This is a genomic window from Plantactinospora sp. CA-290183 (assembly GCF_050936375.1).
Taxonomy (GTDB): Bacteria; Actinomycetota; Actinomycetes; order Mycobacteriales; family Micromonosporaceae; genus Plantactinospora.
Window position 1 is genome coordinate 467091 of record NZ_JBNJMX010000003.1, and the last position, 19373, is coordinate 486463.

Genomic DNA, 19373 nt, shown 5'->3' on the forward strand with positions numbered 1-19373 from the left:
GCGTCTCCTGCCTTATCCGGTGATCGGTGCGGCGCTGGCGGTGGCGCGGAGGGTGAGCGTCTCGATGCCGAGGAGCGGCACGAGGATTCCGGGTCTGGTGACGGTTACCGTGACCTGGACCTCTTCGGCGGTCACGGTGACGGTGCCCTGCTCGCCCATCTGGGTGAGGAAGGCCGTGGCGGCGGCCTGCGCGGCGGTGGGGTCGATCTGGACCACGCCGGCCTCGCGCAGCGCGGCGAGGTTGAGCTGGTTGGCGCCGGCGCGGGCGGCCTGCTGGGCGATGTCGGTGGCGTGACCCCGGGCGCTCATGGCCACACCCACTTCGAGGATGGCGCCGGCAAAGACCAGGACGACCATGATGAGGAACAGGCCGAAGACGGTGGCGGAGCCACGGTCCCCACCCGCTGCGGTTGGCAGTGCTGTCCGGAGTCGACGTAGCGTCACCGGTTCTCCCAGGGTTGCGGGCCGGGCCGGTCGGCAGAGGGCTCGTCGGAGTCGGCGTCCAGCCAGGGGTAGTCGTAACCGTCGGCGATGCGAGCACGTGCCGCGCCGAGGACCGCCTCGGTCGTCGCCGGCTTGCCTGTTCGCCGCTCGTCGAGCAGTTGCCACCAGTCGACGGTGACGATGGCGGGGTCGAGGTGATAGTGGCTGCCGGTGTTGACGATGGGCTCGGGGCGCGGGCTGTCGGCTGTCTCGTCGCGGTCGGCGGGTTCGACGGCGTCGAGTACGGCACGGATGATGCCGCGCAGGTTGCTCAGGCAGGTCGACAGCCGCTGGTTCGCCTTCTGCATGGTGACGTCCGGCCATACCGTGTGGAGGATCTCGGTCAGCGGGGCGCCGTCGCGGCGGACGACCAGGAAGACCAGCAGTTCCATGCTCTTGGCGCGTAGGCCGCGGATCGGCTGGCCGGCCCTGTCCAGGATGGCTGGTTCGCCGATGACGGTGATGCGGACCCGGCCACCCGGCGGCGGAGTGGAACCTGCGGGTGCGCTGGCTGACGTGTTGGCCGTTGGACCAGGCGGCAGAGTGTCCACCTGGTCCGAGTTGCGGCCTTCGCTGGTTTCGACGAGCCTGAGTGTGTTGCCTCGGCCCGTCGCTGGCCGCGCGGGCGGCAGGCCCGGCCCGGCGCCGGCCGGCGGGAGGACAGCACGGCCTTCGGCCGGTGGCGGCCCGCCGTTGAGAGTGGGCGACGTTCGCCGCGACGTGTCGTCCACCGGCGAGCCGTGTTGGCCGGGTGTGCGGTGTGTATCGGTGTCAGAGGGCTCTTTGCGGTCGGGTGACGATGCAGGCTCATTGGCGCCCGGGTTGGCCGCGGTGAGCGGCAGGTGGGTCTGGGCGTTGCGGGCGAGGAGGGCGCGGGCCGCGACTGCCGCCTGGTCATCGCGGCCGTGGAGCACGTGCTCGGCGGTCAGTTCGGCGGCCAGCAGGGCGGTCAGGCCGTCGTAGTCGGCGTTGGTGCGCAGCCTGCGGGCGACTTGGTCCATGTCGTAGGTGAGCACGGCGATGTCGGCCATCTCCTTGCCGGCGGCGGCTTTGATGCGGGCGCGCAGGACGTCGGCGAGGGCAGCGTCTCGTCGTTCCCGGCGGCGGACGATGATCGCGGCTTCCAGCGAGCCGTAGAGGCCCAACTGCGGGTATGCCTTGGCGAGGCTGCGGGCTTGAGTGGTGATCAGCGGGTGACGGAGCCAGTGGGTCCACAGCTCGTACGTCGGTGGTCGTGCCGGGAGCAGCCCTCGGGCGCGCAGTCTGTCGCGGCGTTTGTTTTCGACGTCGAGCCACCAGCTGACGAAGCCGAGCACGCTCATCAAGGCGAAGAACCCGCCGAGCAGGCGGTTGCCGTGTGTGACGATGTTGAAGGTGGCCGCCGCTGCGGCGATGATCGCGCCGAGCAGGCGGGAGGTGGCGGCGTGTTCGCCGAGCCGGCGGCGGACGTCGGCGTTGGACAGGAACGTCACGCCGCCGAGTTCGAGGGCGAAGATGCCGCCGATCGCGATCCACCACGGTAGGTCGAATTCGGTGACCGCGCCGGTGGCCGTGCCGTACAGGGCGACGATCAGGACTGCGGCGTAGAAGAGTCGCCGCATGGACGCGGTGCGTCGCACTGCTGCGGCGAGGTCGTCGTCGAGCTCTTCCGCGACGGCGGTGGACTGCGGGTCGAGCCTGGTCAGCCGTTGCAGCAGTTCCGGTTCCAGCGAGACGATCATGCGGCACCACCGGGATCGGGGCGGTCGGGTACGTCCGGCAGCGCGACTGAACGGTAGTTGTCGATGGGGGCTGTGGAGGTCGACGAGGCGGTCAGCTGGCCGGGGATGGCGGTTGTCATCGCAAGCGTCGACAGGTTGGCGGTGCAGGTGATGGTGACGGTGACCGAACCGCCGCGCTGCCACCGGCTGGTGTCGACCTCGATCGCGAGCGTGGCGCAGGTGATTGACCGGCCCGCCAGGTCGGTTTCGGCGGCATGCCGGGCGGCGGTGGTCGCCGCGGCGGAGCTGCGTTGCAGTGACGCGGCGCGGGCTGCGGCGGCGGAGGCGGATTCCAGGTCCAGGCGGGAGATGGCCAGCTGGAACGCTGCCGCGACCACGATGATGGCCAGGAGCATGCACGGGAGGAAGAAGCCGGCCACCTCCACCGACCACGCGCCGCGGTCGCCGCGCGCCGCGGATGTGAGGCGGCGGCACCGGCGGGTGGTCGGCTGGTTGGGCATCTAGCTGAGCCGTTCCACGGGTGCGTGGACGGTGACCGTCACTGGCGGACGGATCCCCGGGATGATCGAGGTGGCCCTACCGCGGACGGTGACGGTGACCTCGGTCGCCGTGCGGTCGATATCGACGTGTGCACCGTTGAGGGCGTTGCCGACCGCCGAGGTCAGGATGGTGTGGGCGTCGGCGGTGCCGCCGGCGACGGTGCCGCCGTGCACGCGGGTCTGCTGCGCGGCGTGGTTGGCGGTGTACCGGGCGCCTAGGGCTGCCCAGCACCAGGTGACCGCCTGGACGCCGATCATCAGCGCCAGCAGCATCAGCAGCGTGTAGCCGGCAACTTCGACGGTGACCGCGCCGCGGTCACCGTCGAGTCGTCGCTGACGCGGGTGAGGCATGGTCATTCGTCGCCGGTGAAGCCGATGGTGTACGAGATGTTGTTGAAGAACGCTTCGAGGTCGTCACGCAGAAGGGCGCCGACCGTGCCGACGATGACGATGACCGCCCCGATCCAGAGCAGGACCTCCACGGTCTGCTGGGAGCCGCGTTCGGGCTGGGTGTGGATGGCTGCGCTGCCTTTGGCCAGCAGCCGGATGATGGGTCCGGGCATGGGTAGGGCCTCCTTATTGGGTCAGGCTGGCGCTGATCGCGCCCATTGCCGCGTACAGAAGGAAGATCAGGTAGCCGAGGCCGAACAGCATGATGGGGATGGCCATCTGGGCGCTGTTGGCGTGTGCGCGACGTTCCATCTCGGCGGTCGTCCGGGCTCGCATGGAGCGCGCTACCACGGACATGGTCTCGGCGACCGGTGCCCCGGCGGCGGCCTGTTCCATCGCGGTGGCGAGCTCGGCGAGTTCGTCGACGCCGATCTGCGCGCCCAGATCCCGCATCGCGGTCCAGGCGTGGATGCGTTGCCGGCCGCGGGTCTGCGCCGCAGCGGCCAGTTCGCGGCGGATGCGGACGGCGGCCCAGCCGGACAGCTCGTCCATGGTGTCGTCGAGGGCCTGCTCAACGCCGGCCCCGCCGGACAGGCCACCGCCGACGAGATCCAGCAGGGCAGACAGGGTCTCGCGCATCTGCGCCCGGCGCAGCTCGGCGGCGGCGTGCAGGCGGCCGTGGGTGAGCCGGACGGCGATCGCGGCGCCGAGCAGCGCCAGCCACAGCGGCAGTTGCCCGCCGAGTCCCCACAACACCGGCAGCGCGCCGAGGATCAGCATGCCGGCGATGGCGATGACGACCTGCTGGGCCAGATATTCGGCCGGGTCGCGGTCGAGGATCGCGAGGTCGCGTCGGGTGCGGTCGCGGGGCAGGCCGAACGGGCGCAGCGGCGTGGCGAGCGCCAGGTCGAGTCGACGGCGTCGATCGAGCGGGGCGACGGGCCGTCGGGACAGCCGATCCAGTGCCTCGGTCAGGGCCGGGCGGGGCGGGTTGAGCCCGGAGGTGAACACGGCCACGCCCGCGCCGACCAGAGCGCCGGCGGTGACCATGCCGGTCAGGGCGTCGCTCATGGCGTGCTCGTCTCTGGGTCGTCCCGCAGCACCCGGGTGGGCTCGGGCATGCGGGTGAGCCGTTGCAGCCACACGGTGGCGAGGGTCCAGATCGCGGCGACGGCGAGCAGCACGACCTGTCCGGTGGGGCTGTCGAACGGCGCCAGCAGCGGCCGGTTGAACAGGTACAGGCCGACCCCGACGAGGACCACGATGATGATCACCAGGCGGGCGCTGGCCTTGGCCTCGGTCCGGGCGGTCTCGACCCGCTGCACCGCGGCGGCCCGTTCCCGGACCGCGTGCGCGAGCCAGCCGAGCTGGGCGGCGAGGTTGCCGCTGTGGCTACCGGACGCCGTGCGTAGCGCGGTGGCGACCAGGTCGGCGGCGTGGTGATCAACGTCGCGTTTGAATCCGGTCATTGCCGCCGGCAGCCGCACGCCCGCGTCGAGGGCCGCGGCCAGCGCGGTCGTCTGGGCGTGGATCGGCGGCTTGGCCAGGTCGGCGCTGTCCCGGATCGCCTGCTCGATCCCGGCGTAGGAGCGCAGGCTGCCGCGTAGCGCCTCCGTCCACGACGCAATCGCGTCCAGCTTGGCGAGGGAAGCTGCCTCGGCCCGACCGCCGCCGAGCATCGACGGGGCCGCGTAGGTGAACATGGCGGCCAGCAGCGCGGCCACCGGCCAGCGGGTGAACCCCGCGACCAACGCGCCGACCACGACGGCCGTCGCCAACCGGTAGCCGTTGCGTCCGGTGACGAGGTTGCGGAGCCACGGGGAGGTTGCGGGCCGGTTCGGGCGCTCGGTATGGCGGATCCCGGTGCCGACCAGCCACAGGCCGCCGCCGACCGCGAGACCGCACAGGATGTTGATTCCAGTCACGTCTCACCGCTCTCCGCCGAGCAGCGTGGCGTCGAATCCCACGTCGAGGAGCTTGTCGATGGTGACGTCACTGAACCGGCTGGCCGGCACGGCCCGGCGGTCCGGACCCGGCTTGTAGATCTCGTTGCTGCGGACCTGGGTCGCGTCGGCGTCGACGACCTCCCGGACACCGGTGACTACCCGGGCGCCGTCGGCGGTCTTGCCCAGCTGCACCACGACGTGCACGCCGCCGCCGATCAGCTGGTAGCTGACGTCGAACGGGAGACGTTCCTTGGACTGGCGGGCGTATCCGGCGATCTTCTTGAACGCCTCCCGCGTTGACGAGGCGTGGATGGTGGTCATCGACCCGTCGGTGCCCTGGTTCAGGCCGTTGAGCAGGGGGATGACCTCCGGTCCGCGGACCTCGCCGACGATCACTCGGCTGGGGTTCATCCGGGTCGCCCACCGCACAAGGGTGGTCATGTCGATGCCGCCCGAACCCTCGATGTTCGCATCGCGCGGCTGCATCGGCACGACGTCGGGGTGGGCGGGATCGGTGTGCAGGCTCAGCTCGTGCGGGTCTTCGACGGTGATGATCCGCTCGTGCGGGCCGATCGCCGAGCACAGCGCCCGCACCATCGTGGTTTTCCCGGTGTCCATGCCGCCCGACACGACGATGTTGAGCCGGGCGGTGACCATCGCGGCGAACAACTGCGCCATCGCCGGGGTGATGGTGCCCAACTCGGCCAGCTCGGCCAGGGTCAGCTGCATGAACCGGTGCCGGCGGATCGACACGTGCACCCGCTCGGTCACCGACATCAGAGCGAACAGCCGGGCCCCGCCGGGTAGGCGCAAGTTCAGCCGGGGTAGGCCCGGGTCGAACCGCCGCTCCTGAACCCCCAGCGAGGCGGCGACCTTGCGCAGCGTGTCGGTCAGTTCCTCGTCGGAGGAGGCGACCGGCCCGACCCGGACCCGCATGCCGCCGGCGTAGGTGACAAACACGTTTTCGGCCCCGTTGACATCGATGTTCTCGACGTTCGGGTCGTCGATCAGTGGCTGCAGGTCACCCAGACCGGTGAAGGCGTCCAGCAGCGATCGGCGCAGTTGGTCACGGATCTCGTTCGCGACCGCCGGCTGGCCGCGCCGCAGCGCGCTCACGGTGTAGTCGTGGACCACATCCGTCACCAGGGCTTCGACGTACGCCGCCCGGTTATCGACCTCACCACGGCGCACCGCGGCGGCCAGCCGGTCGGACACCTCTGCATGCAGCTCGTCACGCAGCGCGACAGCCTGCGCCGGCATCGGACTCGTCGTCATGACGTCGCCTCCAATCTCTCCTGAACGGCCTGCGTGGTGTTACGGCCGGCGGCGGCCGTCACAACCTCCGACGCAGGGCGGGTGGGACGGTAGGTGAGCGCGAAGCTGCGGACCGCCGCCAGCAGCGGACGACGCGTCCAGCCAGCCTCCCGTTGGGCGCCGGGCTGCCCCCACTGTCGGGGCCGCTTGCGCCCGGTCAGGATGTCGGCCGATACCGGGTCGTGCGGAACCGTGGTCGCGACCTCGATCTGCAGGTAGTCGGCGATCTCCTCGGGGTGATGTGGACCGTCACCGACGAGCACCAGGCGCACCGCGGGACAGTGTCGGCGCAAGACCGGCACTCGCATTCGCAGATGCCGCAGCTGCGCCGACTCCGGCCGCGCGACCAGCAGCAACTCGTGCGCCTTATCGAGATACGCGAGCACCGGTGACCGCGGGTCGAGGCGGCCGAGGTCGGCGAACACCGGCCTGACCGTCGCGAGGTCACGCAGAATGCTGGGGCCCTTGACCCGCAGCTCATCCACCGTCGCGGCGGCGGCGTCGCTCGGCGGAGCCAGGATCACATCCGCACCGACCCGCAGGTGCTGCACGAACGCGGCGCCGTCACCGATTGGGCCGCCGTAGGCGCCCGACGCCAGGCTCGCCAGTCCCGGCTCGTCGTAGGCGTCCCAACGGCTGCCCAGATCACCGCCGGCCGCGTCGACCTCCACCACCACAGGCCCGATCCCCGGATGTGGCCAGCGGGCCGCCATCGCGACAGCCAGTGTGGTGGTGCCCGGCGACCCCTTCGCAGATCCAAGACAGAGCAGCATGCCGGAATCACCGCCCGGGGTTCTGCAGGACCAACGCGACGTCCCCGGTCGCGGAGGCGATCCGCACCGCCGACTCGGCCGACATCTGCAGCGACACGACGGTGATTCCGGAACTGTCGGTCAGGTCGACCGCCCGGACCACCGCCGGCGCCTGCGGCGGGGCGTCGGTGGCACCGCTCTGCGGCACGATGACGATCAGGACCGACGCGCCGGGGGCCAGCCCGGCCGGTGCCCGGCCGGTCTTGACATCGACAGCGATGACGGACTGGCCCGGTGGTGGATCGGTCACCGCGCCGAGCTGATCGGCGGTCAGCAGGGAACCCGCCGCGAGGGGCACCGCGGCGGTACGGCCCACCACCGTGCCACGCTCGCTCGCCCGAACCACCCGCAGCGCGTGATCGGGCACGATGCGCGCCACCCGCAGATCGGCGTCGCCCAGCTGGGTACCGGCGGTGACCGGACGCGCCATCGCCAGCACGTCAATGCCGGGATCAGCACGCAGCCCGATCACCCCGAACGCCACGGCGCCCAGCACCACCAGCAACGCGCCACCCAGCAAACGGGGAACCGAACGCCGGCGGCGCACGCCGGGCGGATCCACCACGGGTCGGTCTTCCAGTGGTGTCCTGCGGCCCAGGGACCTGGTGGACGTAGTGGTGCTCATCGCCGAGGGCTCCTCACGGTTTGGTGTTGACGGCCGAGGCTTCGACCACCTGGACCGCAACACCTGCGGTCGAGGTGAGATCCGGCTCCGTACCTGATGTGCCGCCGCCCGACCAGGTAACCCGCCACGTGATCGTCGCCGTCACCGTGTACGCGCCGCCCGCCCCGCCGCGCGACGGCGAGGTGTAGGTGTGACCGCAGTCAGGCGACGCGCTAGCCGGGTTCGTCCCCGCTCTCCACGGCGTACCCCGCCCGCACTGCCGGGACCCGCCGTCGCCGGTCGACCACGTCACCGCCGTCGGCGTACCGACCGCGGTCACCGACAGCCCGGCCAGACTCGCTGTCGCCCTACGCGGGGACCACACCGCCTCGTCGACCCACATCCACGTCGGGACGTACACAACCTGAGGGAAATCGGTGGCGGGATTAAGCCGGATCTGCGGGGCGGGCAACCTGAGGTGCCGCACCGCCTCCTGCGCCAGCAGCTCGATGGCAGGGTCGCCGCCGAACACCCTGTATCGGATGTAGCTGGCCGGCCAGAAGTTAGTGATCGGGTCACCGCAGGACCCCACGTACCAGGCGTCTGGCGGTGAAACCTTGCCACCGAAAGCCTCGGCTGCGGCGAGATCGAGTCCTTCCGCGCGCTTGTACCAGCAGCCGTCACCGCCGTACCAGCCCTTGCCCGGGATGTTGCAGGGGATCGCCTGCCCCTGCCAGTTTCGACAGCCCGAGCTGCCTCCTCCGCTGCCACCCTCGGAACCACCAGGCTCCTCGATCGCGATGGTGCACGAGGGGTGCGTTGGGTTGGTGACACAGTTGACAAGGTCAGCGACGTCGGCGCGGGCCGGAACCGCGAGAGCGACGGCGAACAGGGCAACGGAGCCGCTCGTGGTCCCAAACCATTGCATCGCCTTCAGCATGTTCCCACCCCGTGAATTGCAACCTGAGTGACCTTCCAGGCTCCCTCGCTGATTTGAGCGACGGTCGCCGTGGTCAAGCGCTTGCCACCGGGGGTGTCCTGATACGGCGAGCCGTCCTGTTTCACCAGGCGGCTCTTGGAGGTCTCGACGCAGTCCCTGATCTGCACCGTCGGCGGCGTGGCGTTCGGGTTGACGGAAGTAACGGCCGGATTCGACGTGACGTCGCCTTGCCCGACAAGACCCTTCTCCTCGGCAGAGGTCAGACCCGTCACCCAGAGGTCGAGCGCGTGACCTTGCGAATAGCGGGCAAGATCGGGATATCGAGGGTCAGGGATGCGGACCGCCTCGATGTACGCCTTCCACATGCCGCGGTAGGCGTCCACCGCGGTGGGCGCCCCGCCGACGACCCGCGTCGAGGACGGAGTCGCAGACGGCGGCACCTGCGATACAACCGAGGGTGAGGGCGTCGGTGGCGAGTCGCCGTCATTGCACCCGGCCGTGAACAACGCGACCACCGTGCAAGCGAGCAGCCTCGGGGATGACGCTCGCGCGGCGTACCCTCCGCCAATCTGGATGGGACGCCTTCGTGAAAATTCCATGACCTTGACTCCTCCGCTACCGAAACTTGGCAAGCAACGTCGGCGCGCGCATCGCGCTCGCCGTTTCGTTTCCGGCCCGCCGACGGAACGCACTAAGGGCGCCGCCCGGTGGTGTGCAACCCCAACTTACGAGATTCCTCAAGACTGGCAAAGCATTCACTGTCAGCAATTCTGCGAGAGCCTGCGGTGGGGTGGTTTTCTCCCCGCTGGGCCAGGCCAGGCTGAGGGTATTTCCTCGGGAAGCGATGCTTGGCGCGGGCCGTTGCGGCGCCAATCGGAACTGCTGCAGCAACGGACTAGCGACGTACCTGGTTAGAACCGGTGCCAGGTTCGCTCGGCCGCGCGGCGATGTACGCCTCACGGTAGCCGTTGTAGGCGGCAAGGGCCATCGCCGCTGTCTCTGCCGTTTCCTTCGGTGGGACGGCGCGCTAGCAGAGGCGGCGCCGGTTCGAGGATCATCGGCCACTGGACTACTCTCCGCCGTAACAGCGCCTAGCGCCGTCGGCAACAATGGAGGCGAATGCGGACTCCCAGCTCTCCGCCACGGGGTGCCGCCTCTAAGTACCATTACTCCCTCCCAGCCTCGACGCCATCACAGGTCTTGTCTCCGATCTTGCATCGCGGTCACCGGCAGCGGTAGAGGACAGGCGTTGACACCACGTGACTAGCCTTGACTGCCATCTCGTCGGAGTCGACGGGGATGAGGTCTTTTCGCTAGATGGCGTAGGCGACCAACTACACCTAAGGACGAGACGATCCGGTTGATCACAGTTCGAGCGAAAATACATGCGACCACAGCGCCGCCAATCACAACCACCAGCAGAACGAGCGCGCTGGCCAAATGAAGAGCCGGCCAAAGTCTCCAAAAGTCCCGCTCCGATAACATGCTAGGGCAGGTGAACGAGGCGACAACCTCGACCGGAACCACATAGCTCACGAGTGACACCCCCGAGCGTGACTACAAAATCAGGATCCACTGCCGCTGCGGCCTGTCTAGCGGAATCGATCGCCAGAACTCGCCGGCGGGCGTTATTCAGACGCGGAGAGAATCCATCGTCTGGCGAGCAACCTCTGCGAGCGCTCGCACGATACCGCTATACATGGGGAGCATCTTAGGTTTCATCGGTACCCAGACGAGCCTCAGGTAGAGGTTTCCGTCATAGGCGACAACCGCTGGCCCGACATCCTCGTCGACATAGGCATACGCGGCGGCGCTCAGCCCGGATATTGGCGTCAGCACGACATCAGCCTGAATCGCGCGCCGGAGACCTTCGAACATGTCCTCCGCGCTACCGTCCTCGACTAGCGTGATCTCTGCCATTGCGACGCCTCGGCTGTCGCCGTCGCCGAGCGGGGTGCTGCACACCATTGTAACGATTGGGCCCGACGCCGAGAGCTTCTCTTGCGCAACGCTGGCTGGCCGACCGACGTGCGTTGCGATTGGTCCCCACCCGACCGCCGCGCATGGGCGGATAACGGGTTCATAGCTGCCGCCTGTCGCCTTCGGAGAGACGGATATGCCGATCTGTCCGAGGTCCGGTGGCGCCTCGGTGGATGGCGCCAGCAGGTGTTCCGTCGGGGACACGTTCGGCCAGTAGATGACTGCCGTAGTGATCACGGATGTGACAGCAATGGCGACGACAACGGCAAGGATGGTCAGAGGTATCCGTCGCCGCGATTTGACCGCCGGCCGTAGGGCCATATGGCCGGCGCCTGTGACGGAATCTGTTTCGTTGGCCGGCTTGGGACGCAACATGGTGATCTCCTTGACCTACTTCTCGGTCGGTGCAGGGGAAGCCATCATTCGCCGCCGGTGTCTCCGCCTGATGACGGATCCGTGGACGCGTCACTTGGCAGCTGCCGGCCGCCGAGCGCCCGGTTGAGGTCCATGCCCATGCCGCGAACGAGGTTGTGGAGACCGACGAGATTCGCCCGTTGCTCTTGGCTGCGGCGCGCCCTGCTGATGGTGGCCCGGAGGGTGACGGAGGCGGCCTCAATGCGGGCAAGCGTGGCGACGTACTGGTCGTGGAGATGCCGTTCGGTGGCGGACTGGCCCATGCGAGCCGGGGCAGGGCTGGACATAGACGTCGCTCCAATTCGGGTTAGGTGCTAGCTGTTTCCACGGGCTTGCGATATCGCCCTCATCGAGGAAGTGGATGGGCATCCGCTCACGACTACGGCAGCAAGGTCGGGCGACTGCTCAAGCCTCCGGTGCCGACGTGCCCGCCATCTGGACGTTTTTATGTGTGCGCGCCACACTCCGAACGGATGGACATCTGGTCACGATCTCTGCGGCGAGATTGACTACCGCTCGCCGAGCTGCGGCGCCGATCTGCCGTACGTCGATTGGTTCGGGCCTTGCTAGTACGGGGTCCCAGGGCACGGTGATGACAGCATGCACGGCATCGGTGGCTTGTTGCTGGGCGAGCCGTAGCTCTCGCGGGTTGTGTGGCCGGCCAACGACCAGGGCGAGGATGACCTGATCGGCAAACCCGCCGGAGACCTCGCGGAGCTGTGTCAGTAGGCGCAGTGTGTGCTGCACGCTTTCGCGCGTCGCGCGAGACACGAGGACGGGAATTGTGCATCCCACCAACGGTGACCAAGTACCTCGGAACTCGACTTGCGGGAGGTCGAGGAGAGCGATCGAGTAGACCTGGCGGATCCGTTCAACCAGGGCGTACGTTTCGTGCAGCATCGGGGCACGTCGCGCGCCCCCGACCACTGCTTCCTCCGCTGCCAGTGCGTGTAGACCAGTGGGGCCCTGCTGCACGAATCGCTCAATGGACTGCCTGTCGATCAGGGAGTCCTCGTTGTCTACGGCATCCCACACACTGCGCGGCCACGCGGTGGAGACTCGGGTCCCGAGTCCGCCCCAGGCGCGACCGGTGGCGTCGATGGCTATAACGGGATCGGGACAGGCGAGCGCCAAGACCCCGCCCACAGCTGCGGTAATAGCCGACCGGCCAACGCCACCATCGGCGGATCCGACGCCGACCACGGCACACGGCGGGGCAAGCCACGCTGCACGGAGCCACAGAACATCGGCGCCATCGGATCGGAAGCGCCGCGGCACCGGCGGTAACGGCAACCCTTCATTGTCGCGGCTTGTCTCATCACCCGGACTGGCGTCTTCGGCCGAACCGCACCCTTCAACGGATGACCGGAATTCGTCGGACCCATCACCGTCTCTTGCCACAACAACCACCTCCGGGACTCGTATCGCTGCCGCATCAGGCCAGGTATGAGCCGTGTCGGGTACCGGGAGCAGGCACCCGACACGGCTGCGATTCCCGCGCGCACGGTCCCCCCTCACAGAGGTCACTCTCGACCCCATCGTGCGTCTCGCAGGTCTCACCCTTCGCAATCTGCCCTACCCGGTATGCCGGTGGCTAGATGACGGCTGGTGACTAGGTGTGCCGGGGTGTGTCGCATTGTGCCGCGTCGTGCCGCGTCGTGCTTACCGTTTTCCCTGATAGGAGCATCGGACCTGATTGCGAGTCCCACGGCGGCACGTAGCCGCAGCTCGCCTTTCCCGCTACGTTCCTGGAACGAAGGCGACCGAAGTCGGCTCGATGAAGCTCACCGGTTGCCGTCTTAAGCGGCAGAGCCGTTCGCCCTCAACAAACACATTGAACGGAGGCTCATGATGCAGTTGCGGCCTTTCGCCGGCACCTACCTCACCGACCCGGCTGTCGTCTGGCGCGAGCTGTTGAACGCTCCGAAGGGGGTGCACTTCGCCGACGATCTCGGGCTGTGGGTGATCAGTCGGCACGAGCACGTGCGCCGGGCATTCGCGGATGCGGAGGCTTTCGGCAGTGCGCTCACCCTGGCCCCGGTCTACGAGATGTGTCCGGAGGCGCTGGCGGTCGTCATGCGCCTGGACGTTCCGCCGACTACGGCGGCGGCGGATTCGCCGGTGCACGCCCGGACCCGGGGGGCGTTGCGGGCCACTTTCGCCCACACCGGTCCTCGGGTGGCCGACAGGTACGGCCCGATCGTGGGCCGGCGGGTAACGGAACTGGTGGCCCGGATCGCCGACCGGCGAGGCGGGGTGGTTGATCTAGTGCCGGAGTTCACCGTGCTGCTGCCCCTGCTGGTGGTGGTGGACATCCTTGGTGTACCTGAGCGGGACGTACCGCGTATCCGGAGCTGGGCCGACGGGCAGATCGCATTGATCTGGGGCCAGCCGGAGCCGGCCGAGCAGGTCCGGTTGGCCCAGGGGCTGCTGGACTTTTGGCACTACTGCCAGGCGCTGGTCGCGCGGCGGACCGCCGAGGGCGCTACCGGCGACGACTTCGTCAGTCGGGCGCTGCGCCACCGCGACGGAGACGACGCCGTGCTGACCCCGGCCGAGGTGGCGAGCCTGGCGTTCAACCTCCTGGTGGCCGGGCACGAGACCACCGCCGGGCTACTCGCGCACTGCCTGGACCGGGCGTTGTCGGAGCCGGCGCGTTGGGGGCGGATCGCGGCGGACCCGGCCGCGGTGCCGGCCTTCCTGGAGGAGGTGCTGCGGTTCGGTCCGGCCATCGACGGCTGGCTGCGGGTCGCCCTTCGGCCGCTGACGATCGGTGGGGTGGACATCCCGGCCGGCGGCCGGTGCCTGTTGCTGATCGGGGCGGCCAACCGGGATCCGGCCGCCTTCGCCGATCCAGACCGGTTCGACCCGGCACGCATGGGGGGCCGGGGCCACCTCTCCTTCGGGTACGGGCCACATTTCTGCATCGGCGCCGCCCTGGCCCGCCTGGAGGCCCGGATCGCTCTGGTGCGACTCGCCGAGGCGATGCCCGAGCTGCGGCTCGCCCGTGGCCACCAGTCACGGTTCAAGCCCAACCTGGCCTTCCGGGCGCATCGAACGCTCCTCGTCACTCAAGCGCGCTCCAGTCAGCGCACCTGATCCCCGTCGACAGGCGGACCTCTAACGACCGGGGAAGGGGGTGATCGGTAGGCACCCACACATCTGAGGACAACGAGAAGGAACAGGAATCGCATGTAGGGGGGAAACAACATGCGCACCAGGATTTTCGCGAGCGCAGCCGCGCTCCTCATCACGCTCAGCGGCGTTCTCATCGTCACTCCAGCTCAGGCTGCTAGTGCTGAATGCACCGCACCGCTGTTTACCGTGGGAACCCGTGGCTGCACTACCGGCGTCATACCAGCCAACTCCGCTGGCCGCTTTATCGACGTCACCTACTGGGGTTGCCGTGACACGCGGTGGAAGGTGTGGGACACCGGCACCGGTGCGACCGTTGCCAGCGGGAGAACACCATCGGGGGGGTACATGACCAGACGGATCGGCGGCCTTTACGGCAGCTACAGGGCGCAGATCTCGATGGCCTGCTACGAAGATCGGATAAGAATCGACAACACCTAACATGAACTCCGCGTGGGGGGAACGCGGACGTCACCACCGGCGGCGGTGAAGGAGTCTTGGACTTCTAAGAGCCGCTGCAACAGCGTCAGGAGGGGCAGCGGTCGTGCGGCATACGCGCGACCGCTGCCGTCTATCTAGCGGTGGGTTCTGCTGCTACACCCCTCGGTTAGCGTTGCGTGAGCCCCTACGGTTGATATGGCTTTAGGGGAAGTCCGGGTGTTGGGTCGCCGAGCGCCAGACTGAGAGTTCCTCGGCGGTGAGTGGCGGTTCGCTTGGCGGCGGCTGCTTGGGTCCCAGGATCGTTTCCAGGACGATTCGCGGCGAGAGGAGAGATCTGATGGGCGCGGACAGGCTGAAGACGTCGAGAAGTGGGTACGCGACGGTACGTCGGCTGATGCCGGTCTGCATCATCCGCTCGAAGTAGCGTTGTGCGAGCCGGGCTGTGGCGGGTGGACGGCGGCCGATGGCGGACGGGTAGAGGATGTCTTGCCCGGTGGCCATCAGCCACGCCGGCTCAACCGTTCGGGCGATCGCCTGCTGCAGGTTCTGGGCGGCCTGTGGATCGCGATGATGCTTTCTCAGGCCGTCGCGTAGGGCAGCGACGCTGTGTGCGGCCACCGACATCCCGTGTCCGTAGACGGGATTGAAGGTGGCGACGGCATCGCCGAGGATGACGAGCCCCTGGGGCCAGCGGGGCAATCGTTCGAAGTAGCGCCGCCGGTTTACCGTGCTCCGGGAGCCGACGACCGGTCCCAATGGCTGAGCGGATGCGATGAGGTCACCCACGATCGGGTGGCGAACCGCGCGGGCGAACTCAACAAATCGGTGCTCGTCAGTGGTCGGCTCACCGCCCCGGGTGCCGGACACCGTCACCAGCCACCGGTCGCCCTCAATCGGCAGCAGGGTCGCCGTCTGTCCAGGACAGGGTGCCCGAGGGTCGGCTTGGACGTTCACTACAGGCCAGTCACGGGTCGCGGCGCCCGGGGCGCGGAATAGTCGCGTGGCGTAGGCGAGGCCGGAGTCAACGATCTCCTCATCGACTGCCGGTAGGCCAAGCTCGGACAGCCACGTGGGTGCGTGGGATCCGCGGCCGGTGGCGTCGACGACGAACTCGGCGTGGAGATCCTCGACAGCCTGCGTCTGCTGGTCGCGCACCCGCACACCAGCGAGCCGGGCGGTGTCACCAAGCAGCTCCAGGACATCGGTACTGTCGCGGATGACGATGTTGCGACTGCTCAGGGCATGGTCACGGATTACCCAGTCGAGAAGATCCCGGCTGCAGGTGATGAGGAACTGCCGGTCGGGGTACCGCTGGAGCCATCCCTGCGCAGACAGGGACACGAGCTTGCTGGGTACTCCGAGGCGGTGCGCCCCGGCGGCGATCAACCGCTCGATCGTGCCCGGCAGCACGGAGTCCAGCGTCCGCGCTCCACCGGACCAGAGGAGGTGAGCATGGCGGGCCTGGGGGATCCCTTTGCGAGCGACTGGTCCGGTCGGCAGCCGATCACGCTCCACGACCGTGACGGCGTATCCGTCCTCGGCCAGCACCGTCGCCGCGAGCGCGCCGGCTAGTCCAGACCCAAGGACTATGGCATGCCTTAGTGTTGTCACGGTTCATTGGCCCTCATGTGAAGTGACAGGGGCATCACGGGTGCTGTCGTCGGGGATTGCGTGGGCTGCCATGGGTAGTGTGGCGTAGGCGCGTGAGACCTTCACGAGCCAGTCGAGCTCGTCCATGCCGTCGACGCCGCCGGCTACCGGTTCCGTCTCCTGCCCTGTGCCGCGAGGAAATGATTCCCTCCGAGCTTTCGCCCCGATCGCATAGGCGAGGCAGGCAGCTTCGACGGCCGCATCACGGTCGGCTCTTTCAAGTCCGGACCGCTGTGCATGCCGCATCGCCGTCTTGGCCACGTCCGGATTGACGTGAGGGCGTACGGCTAGGATCCCGTCGCGTATCTCGGCGAGACGGCGCGTGATGCGCAAGTCGAGATCCCACCAGGGCAGCGGTATCGGTGCAACGATTTGCGGGGTGGCGGCCCTGAGCCCGTCCCAAAGCGGAAACAGTCCTCGGTATGCCCGATAACGGCGAATCCAGCTGGAGACTCCGGCTAGGCGGTGTCCTACCACCGGAAACACACATCCGATAGCACCTGTGCCTGCCCCGAGAACAGACAGGCCGGGGGCGACGGACGAACTGAGGAAGTCTAGATCGTGGCCGAGCCAGCGGGTGAACACGGCGATAAGCTTGCAGGTGTTGCATGCCAGATCAAGGCACATTGAGACGACAATCAACCGCAGCCCTCGTCGTAGCGAGGGACGACCGGCGACATTCGACCACTGCCACGTGGCTACCAAAATGTTGCCGTAGGCTATGCTGCCGGCGACGAGATAAGAAAGAATCAGCCCGGAGATGTAGGGCGTCCGAGCATAGTAGGTATCGAAGTCCACTCGGCGTTCGATAGGCGCTTCCCCGAGCAGGAACAGGATCATCATCGCGATGATGACAGTGCCGTAACCGAGTAGCCACCAGCGTGATCGGCGCCAAGCCGTCGCCGGCGGGTACCGCCAGAATGCGACGAGGATTTGAATGGAGGCGGCAACCGCGACGATTAGGCAGTAGGCGAGCACGGCGGCGAAGTTGGGCACGCCTGTCCATGCGTTGACCGCAGCGATCGACGTCGGGGCCACGGCTAGCAGCGTGCATGAGGCAAGCAGGAGCATCGCGCACAGGGCTCGCCGGCTCGCGTTTCGCGGGTCGACAAGGAGGTCGCCAAGCTTATAGAGGAACGCGACAAAGAGGAGGGCCGACCCGACCCAGTACCCGCCGCTCATTTGTGCTCTGTGGTGTTGATGCCGGGGCCCAGCGACGACTCCAGGCGGTCCACAACGCCGCGCGCATGTGGCGGAATTGTCCATTCTCGATGAGGTAGCCAACGGCTGACCCTGGCCGCCAGCATCGAAGCGAAGAGTTCTGCCTCCTGCTCCGCCCGTTGTCGTTCAACGTCCTCTTTTCCGCTCAGGCCAACCGGTCCCGAGCCGGTGCAGTCGGTCCGGGCAGCCGCGATGCGGGCCACAGCATCAGGGCGCAGGGTCGTGAAAAGTGCATCCAAGACGCTCTCCGCCGGAACTGCCGTCAGAATGTCGCCGGCCTCCATGTGCCACATCTCGTGACCGGTGATGAGCATCTGATGCCACGGGCTGGTGTTCTTCTCACACAGAATGTAATACGCGTTGCCCTTGACTGCCCATAGGCCGCTGACGCCGGATGGGAAGGGGACCAGGCGGTGCCGGACGGGACGGCCAAGCCGCTGCTCCATGCGCTCGCACAGCCTGGCGATCACCTGCTGTGGCTCAGTGGGTGTCGGCAGGTCTAGATCGCTGATCAAGGCGGTGCAGGCCCTACTCATGGCTCTCAAATTCACTGAGCCACCTCCCGTCGTGCCTCGGGCCCGCCAGATCGCGACTGTCAGCGGCATTATTCATCCGCCTCATCATGTCCGCCCGCCCTGCCGTGATCATCGGCATCACCTTGATCTTCGTTGAGGAAGTCGTCGACGGCCTTCGTTAGCTCAGCGAGCTGCTGCGGTGAGAGTGCCAGCGCGCGCAACGCGAGCATCCTGACGTCGTGATTTTCGAGTGCCCGAGCGAGAGTCGCCTCCGCGTCGACTCGTCCGACCGGCTTGCCGTCACCCAACGCCTGCGCGAAGGCAATCTCCGCCTCCACCTGCTCGGCGGTCAAGTCGTCCACGAAGTACGACAGCCGCTTGATGCCGAAGAAGTTGGCTAGCCCGGCCAACAGTTCACGAGACGGGTTGGTCTTCGTGCCCTTGCGGATTGCCGACAGGTACGCGCCGCTCACCCGTACAGACGGGGACGCGGCTCTGATGGCCGCAGCCACCTCCTCGTTGGTGTACCTTCGCCCGGCACGTCCCTCGGGACGGATGACGTCGAACAGGCGGTCCACTCTGGCGGCAAGCCGAGCGTCCGACACCGCTCACCACCCCCAGACCACCTGCAAGATGATCACTCAACGTGAAATCATCTCAACTAAGAGTTGAACATCGACGGAGTCCAGTCTAGACTCGGCCACCGAAGAACTCAACTGCCAGTTGAACCTTTCGTCGCGACCAGCGGTGGGAGGCGCCGGGGGGCGTTCCTCGATACCAGCACCGGACAAGGCCCGGGCGGCCAGTACCCGGGGGACTGCGGTGCGCGCGGCGACGCGGGCGGGCATCGTGCGGTCGACCGACAACAAGCCCGTGCCTTCGTCCGCGCTAATGGTGGGCCACCGAAGGCGTGGAAGCCGCCGGCGAGGCCAGGCGCATCTGTTCTCGGCGATTGGTTTTACATCGTGACTTCGGCAGAGCCATGCCGAGGTCTCTACATCAGGGCTTCAAGGACGGTGCTTATGACATCTCCACCGAGAGGCAGAGCCGTGCCCGCGACTGGTGCAATATTTCGACGGGCACGAATGCAACGCGGCTGGAAGCAGCTCAGGCTGGCCTACGAATTCCGGCGTGTAGCGAAGGCCCACGGACTGAACCCGCCCGACGCCAGCTCGCTGAGATCCATGATCTCCCGCTGGGAGCAGGGCGACAGAGAACCAGACGAGGTCAATCGGCGAGTCATGTGCGAGGCCCTGGGAATTTCCTTG

At 67.8% G+C, this 19373-nt stretch carries 21 protein-coding genes; 2 read left to right on the top strand and 19 right to left on the bottom strand.

The annotated features are described in order from the left end of the window. Window positions 1-12 precede the first annotated feature (12 nt). From ACQEUR_RS10295 to ACQEUR_RS10365, 15 genes are all read right to left on the bottom strand, one after another. Window positions 13-444, bottom strand: coding sequence for a TadE/TadG family type IV pilus assembly protein (locus tag ACQEUR_RS10295; RefSeq protein ID WP_433028765.1), 432 nt, complete (start codon window positions 442-444; stop codon window positions 13-15). Further along, window positions 441-2204 (bottom strand): hypothetical protein, encoded by a 1764-nt coding sequence (locus ACQEUR_RS10300; RefSeq protein ID WP_433028767.1) that lies wholly within the window; start codon window positions 2202-2204, stop codon window positions 441-443. The genes ACQEUR_RS10295 and ACQEUR_RS10300 overlap by 4 nt, the downstream gene beginning before the upstream one ends. Next, window positions 2201-2704 carry a hypothetical protein gene (locus tag ACQEUR_RS10305; RefSeq protein WP_433028769.1) on the bottom strand — a complete coding sequence of 168 codons (504 nt, stop codon included), beginning with the start codon at window positions 2702-2704 and terminating at the stop codon, window positions 2201-2203. Before ACQEUR_RS10305 ends, ACQEUR_RS10300 begins: the two co-directional genes overlap by 4 nt. After that, window positions 2705-3094 carry a TadE family protein gene (locus ACQEUR_RS10310; protein ID WP_433028771.1) on the bottom strand — a complete coding sequence of 130 codons (390 nt, stop codon included), beginning with the start codon at window positions 3092-3094 and terminating at the stop codon, window positions 2705-2707. It abuts the gene before it with no gap. 2 nt (window positions 3095-3096) lie between these two features. Then, window positions 3097-3306, bottom strand: coding sequence for a hypothetical protein (locus tag ACQEUR_RS10315; protein ID WP_433028773.1), 210 nt, complete (start codon window positions 3304-3306; stop codon window positions 3097-3099). 13 nt (window positions 3307-3319) lie between these two features. Then, window positions 3320-4204, bottom strand: coding sequence for a type II secretion system F family protein (locus tag ACQEUR_RS10320; RefSeq protein ID WP_433028775.1), 885 nt, complete (start codon window positions 4202-4204; stop codon window positions 3320-3322). After that, window positions 4201-5058: a type II secretion system F family protein gene (locus tag ACQEUR_RS10325; protein WP_433028776.1), complete on the bottom strand. Its 858-nt coding sequence runs from the start codon at window positions 5056-5058 to the stop codon at window positions 4201-4203. The genes ACQEUR_RS10320 and ACQEUR_RS10325 overlap by 4 nt, the downstream gene beginning before the upstream one ends. Before the next feature lie 3 nt (window positions 5059-5061). Next, window positions 5062-6354 (bottom strand): CpaF family protein, encoded by a 1293-nt coding sequence (locus ACQEUR_RS10330; RefSeq protein WP_433028778.1) that lies wholly within the window; start codon window positions 6352-6354, stop codon window positions 5062-5064. Then, a complete protein-coding gene (locus ACQEUR_RS10335; RefSeq protein ID WP_433028780.1) occupies window positions 6351-7070 on the bottom strand; it encodes a hypothetical protein in 720 nt (239 codons plus the stop codon). The genes ACQEUR_RS10330 and ACQEUR_RS10335 overlap by 4 nt, the downstream gene beginning before the upstream one ends. Window positions 7071-7173: 103 nt before the next feature. Continuing rightward, entirely contained in the window at window positions 7174-7830 is a 657-nt protein-coding gene (locus ACQEUR_RS10340) for an SAF domain-containing protein (RefSeq protein ID WP_433028782.1), read from the bottom strand. Between the two features lie 13 nt (window positions 7831-7843). Next, on the bottom strand, window positions 7844-8749 hold the full coding sequence (locus ACQEUR_RS10345; RefSeq protein ID WP_433028784.1) for a hypothetical protein: 906 nt from the start codon (window positions 8747-8749) through the stop codon (window positions 7844-7846). Next, window positions 8743-9132, bottom strand: a complete 390-nt coding sequence (locus tag ACQEUR_RS10350; RefSeq protein WP_433028786.1) for a hypothetical protein — start codon at window positions 9130-9132, stop codon at window positions 8743-8745. The genes ACQEUR_RS10345 and ACQEUR_RS10350 overlap by 7 nt, the downstream gene beginning before the upstream one ends. Before the next feature lie 1249 nt (window positions 9133-10381). Continuing rightward, a complete protein-coding gene (locus tag ACQEUR_RS10355) occupies window positions 10382-11104 on the bottom strand; it encodes a hypothetical protein (RefSeq protein ID WP_433028788.1) in 723 nt (240 codons plus the stop codon). Window positions 11105-11148: 44 nt separating this feature from the next. Next, window positions 11149-11406 (bottom strand): hypothetical protein, encoded by a 258-nt coding sequence (locus ACQEUR_RS10360; protein ID WP_433028789.1) that lies wholly within the window; start codon window positions 11404-11406, stop codon window positions 11149-11151. 142 nt (window positions 11407-11548) lie between these two features. Further along, window positions 11549-12043, bottom strand: coding sequence for a hypothetical protein (locus ACQEUR_RS10365; protein ID WP_433028791.1), 495 nt, complete (start codon window positions 12041-12043; stop codon window positions 11549-11551). A 951-nt stretch (window positions 12044-12994) separates the two neighbouring features. Between ACQEUR_RS10365 and ACQEUR_RS10370 the strand changes: the two genes are divergently transcribed. Then, window positions 12995-14242: a cytochrome P450 gene (locus ACQEUR_RS10370; protein WP_433028793.1), complete on the top strand. Its 1248-nt coding sequence runs from the start codon at window positions 12995-12997 to the stop codon at window positions 14240-14242. 111 nt (window positions 14243-14353) lie between these two features. Next, window positions 14354-14719, top strand: a complete 366-nt coding sequence (locus ACQEUR_RS10375) for a hypothetical protein (protein ID WP_433028795.1) — start codon at window positions 14354-14356, stop codon at window positions 14717-14719. 201 nt (window positions 14720-14920) lie between these two features. Here the strand turns inward: ACQEUR_RS10375 and ACQEUR_RS10380 are convergent, their stop codons facing one another. The 4 genes from ACQEUR_RS10380 to ACQEUR_RS10395 form a co-directional block, all read right to left on the bottom strand. Beyond that, complete coding sequence (locus ACQEUR_RS10380) at window positions 14921-16330, bottom strand: NAD(P)/FAD-dependent oxidoreductase (RefSeq protein ID WP_433028797.1); 1410 nt, start codon at window positions 16328-16330, stop codon at window positions 14921-14923. 3 nt (window positions 16331-16333) lie between these two features. Further along, a complete protein-coding gene (locus ACQEUR_RS10385) occupies window positions 16334-17551 on the bottom strand; it encodes an MAB_1171c family putative transporter (RefSeq protein ID WP_433028799.1) in 1218 nt (405 codons plus the stop codon). Beyond that, window positions 17548-18060 carry a hypothetical protein gene (locus ACQEUR_RS10390; protein ID WP_433028801.1) on the bottom strand — a complete coding sequence of 171 codons (513 nt, stop codon included), beginning with the start codon at window positions 18058-18060 and terminating at the stop codon, window positions 17548-17550. The genes ACQEUR_RS10385 and ACQEUR_RS10390 overlap by 4 nt, the downstream gene beginning before the upstream one ends. Before the next feature lie 134 nt (window positions 18061-18194). Continuing rightward, window positions 18195-18578 (bottom strand): hypothetical protein, encoded by a 384-nt coding sequence (locus ACQEUR_RS10395; protein ID WP_433028803.1) that lies wholly within the window; start codon window positions 18576-18578, stop codon window positions 18195-18197. Between the last annotated feature and the right edge of the window lie 795 nt (window positions 18579-19373).

What these genes read in the sequence shown, in the direction of transcription:
- ACQEUR_RS10300 (WP_433028767.1), bottom strand. Translation starts at nt 2,204, where the DNA reads ATGATCGTCTCGCTGGAACCGGAACTGCTGCAACGGCTGACCAGGCTC.
- ACQEUR_RS10305 (WP_433028769.1), bottom strand. Translation starts at nt 2,704, where the DNA reads ATGCCCAACCAGCCGACCACCCGCCGGTGCCGCCGCCTCACATCCGCG.
- ACQEUR_RS10310 (WP_433028771.1), bottom strand. Translation starts at nt 3,094, where the DNA reads ATGCCTCACCCGCGTCAGCGACGACTCGACGGTGACCGCGGCGCGGTC.
- ACQEUR_RS10315 (WP_433028773.1), bottom strand. Translation starts at nt 3,306, where the DNA reads ATGCCCGGACCCATCATCCGGCTGCTGGCCAAAGGCAGCGCAGCCATC.
- ACQEUR_RS10320 (WP_433028775.1), bottom strand. Translation starts at nt 4,204, where the DNA reads ATGAGCGACGCCCTGACCGGCATGGTCACCGCCGGCGCTCTGGTCGGC.
- ACQEUR_RS10330 (WP_433028778.1), bottom strand. Translation starts at nt 6,354, where the DNA reads ATGACGACGAGTCCGATGCCGGCGCAGGCTGTCGCGCTGCGTGACGAG.
- ACQEUR_RS10340 (WP_433028782.1), bottom strand. Translation starts at nt 7,830, where the DNA reads ATGAGCACCACTACGTCCACCAGGTCCCTGGGCCGCAGGACACCACTG.
- ACQEUR_RS10345 (WP_433028784.1), bottom strand. Translation starts at nt 8,749, where the DNA reads ATGCTGAAGGCGATGCAATGGTTTGGGACCACGAGCGGCTCCGTTGCC.
- ACQEUR_RS10355 (WP_433028788.1), bottom strand. Translation starts at nt 11,104, where the DNA reads ATGTTGCGTCCCAAGCCGGCCAACGAAACAGATTCCGTCACAGGCGCC.
- ACQEUR_RS10360 (WP_433028789.1), bottom strand. Translation starts at nt 11,406, where the DNA reads ATGGGCCAGTCCGCCACCGAACGGCATCTCCACGACCAGTACGTCGCC.
- ACQEUR_RS10365 (WP_433028791.1), bottom strand. Translation starts at nt 12,043, where the DNA reads ATGCTGCACGAAACGTACGCCCTGGTTGAACGGATCCGCCAGGTCTAC.
- ACQEUR_RS10370 (WP_433028793.1), top strand. Translation starts at nt 12,995, where the DNA reads ATGCAGTTGCGGCCTTTCGCCGGCACCTACCTCACCGACCCGGCTGTC.
- ACQEUR_RS10375 (WP_433028795.1), top strand. Translation starts at nt 14,354, where the DNA reads ATGCGCACCAGGATTTTCGCGAGCGCAGCCGCGCTCCTCATCACGCTC.
- ACQEUR_RS10385 (WP_433028799.1), bottom strand. Translation starts at nt 17,551, where the DNA reads ATGAGCGGCGGGTACTGGGTCGGGTCGGCCCTCCTCTTTGTCGCGTTC.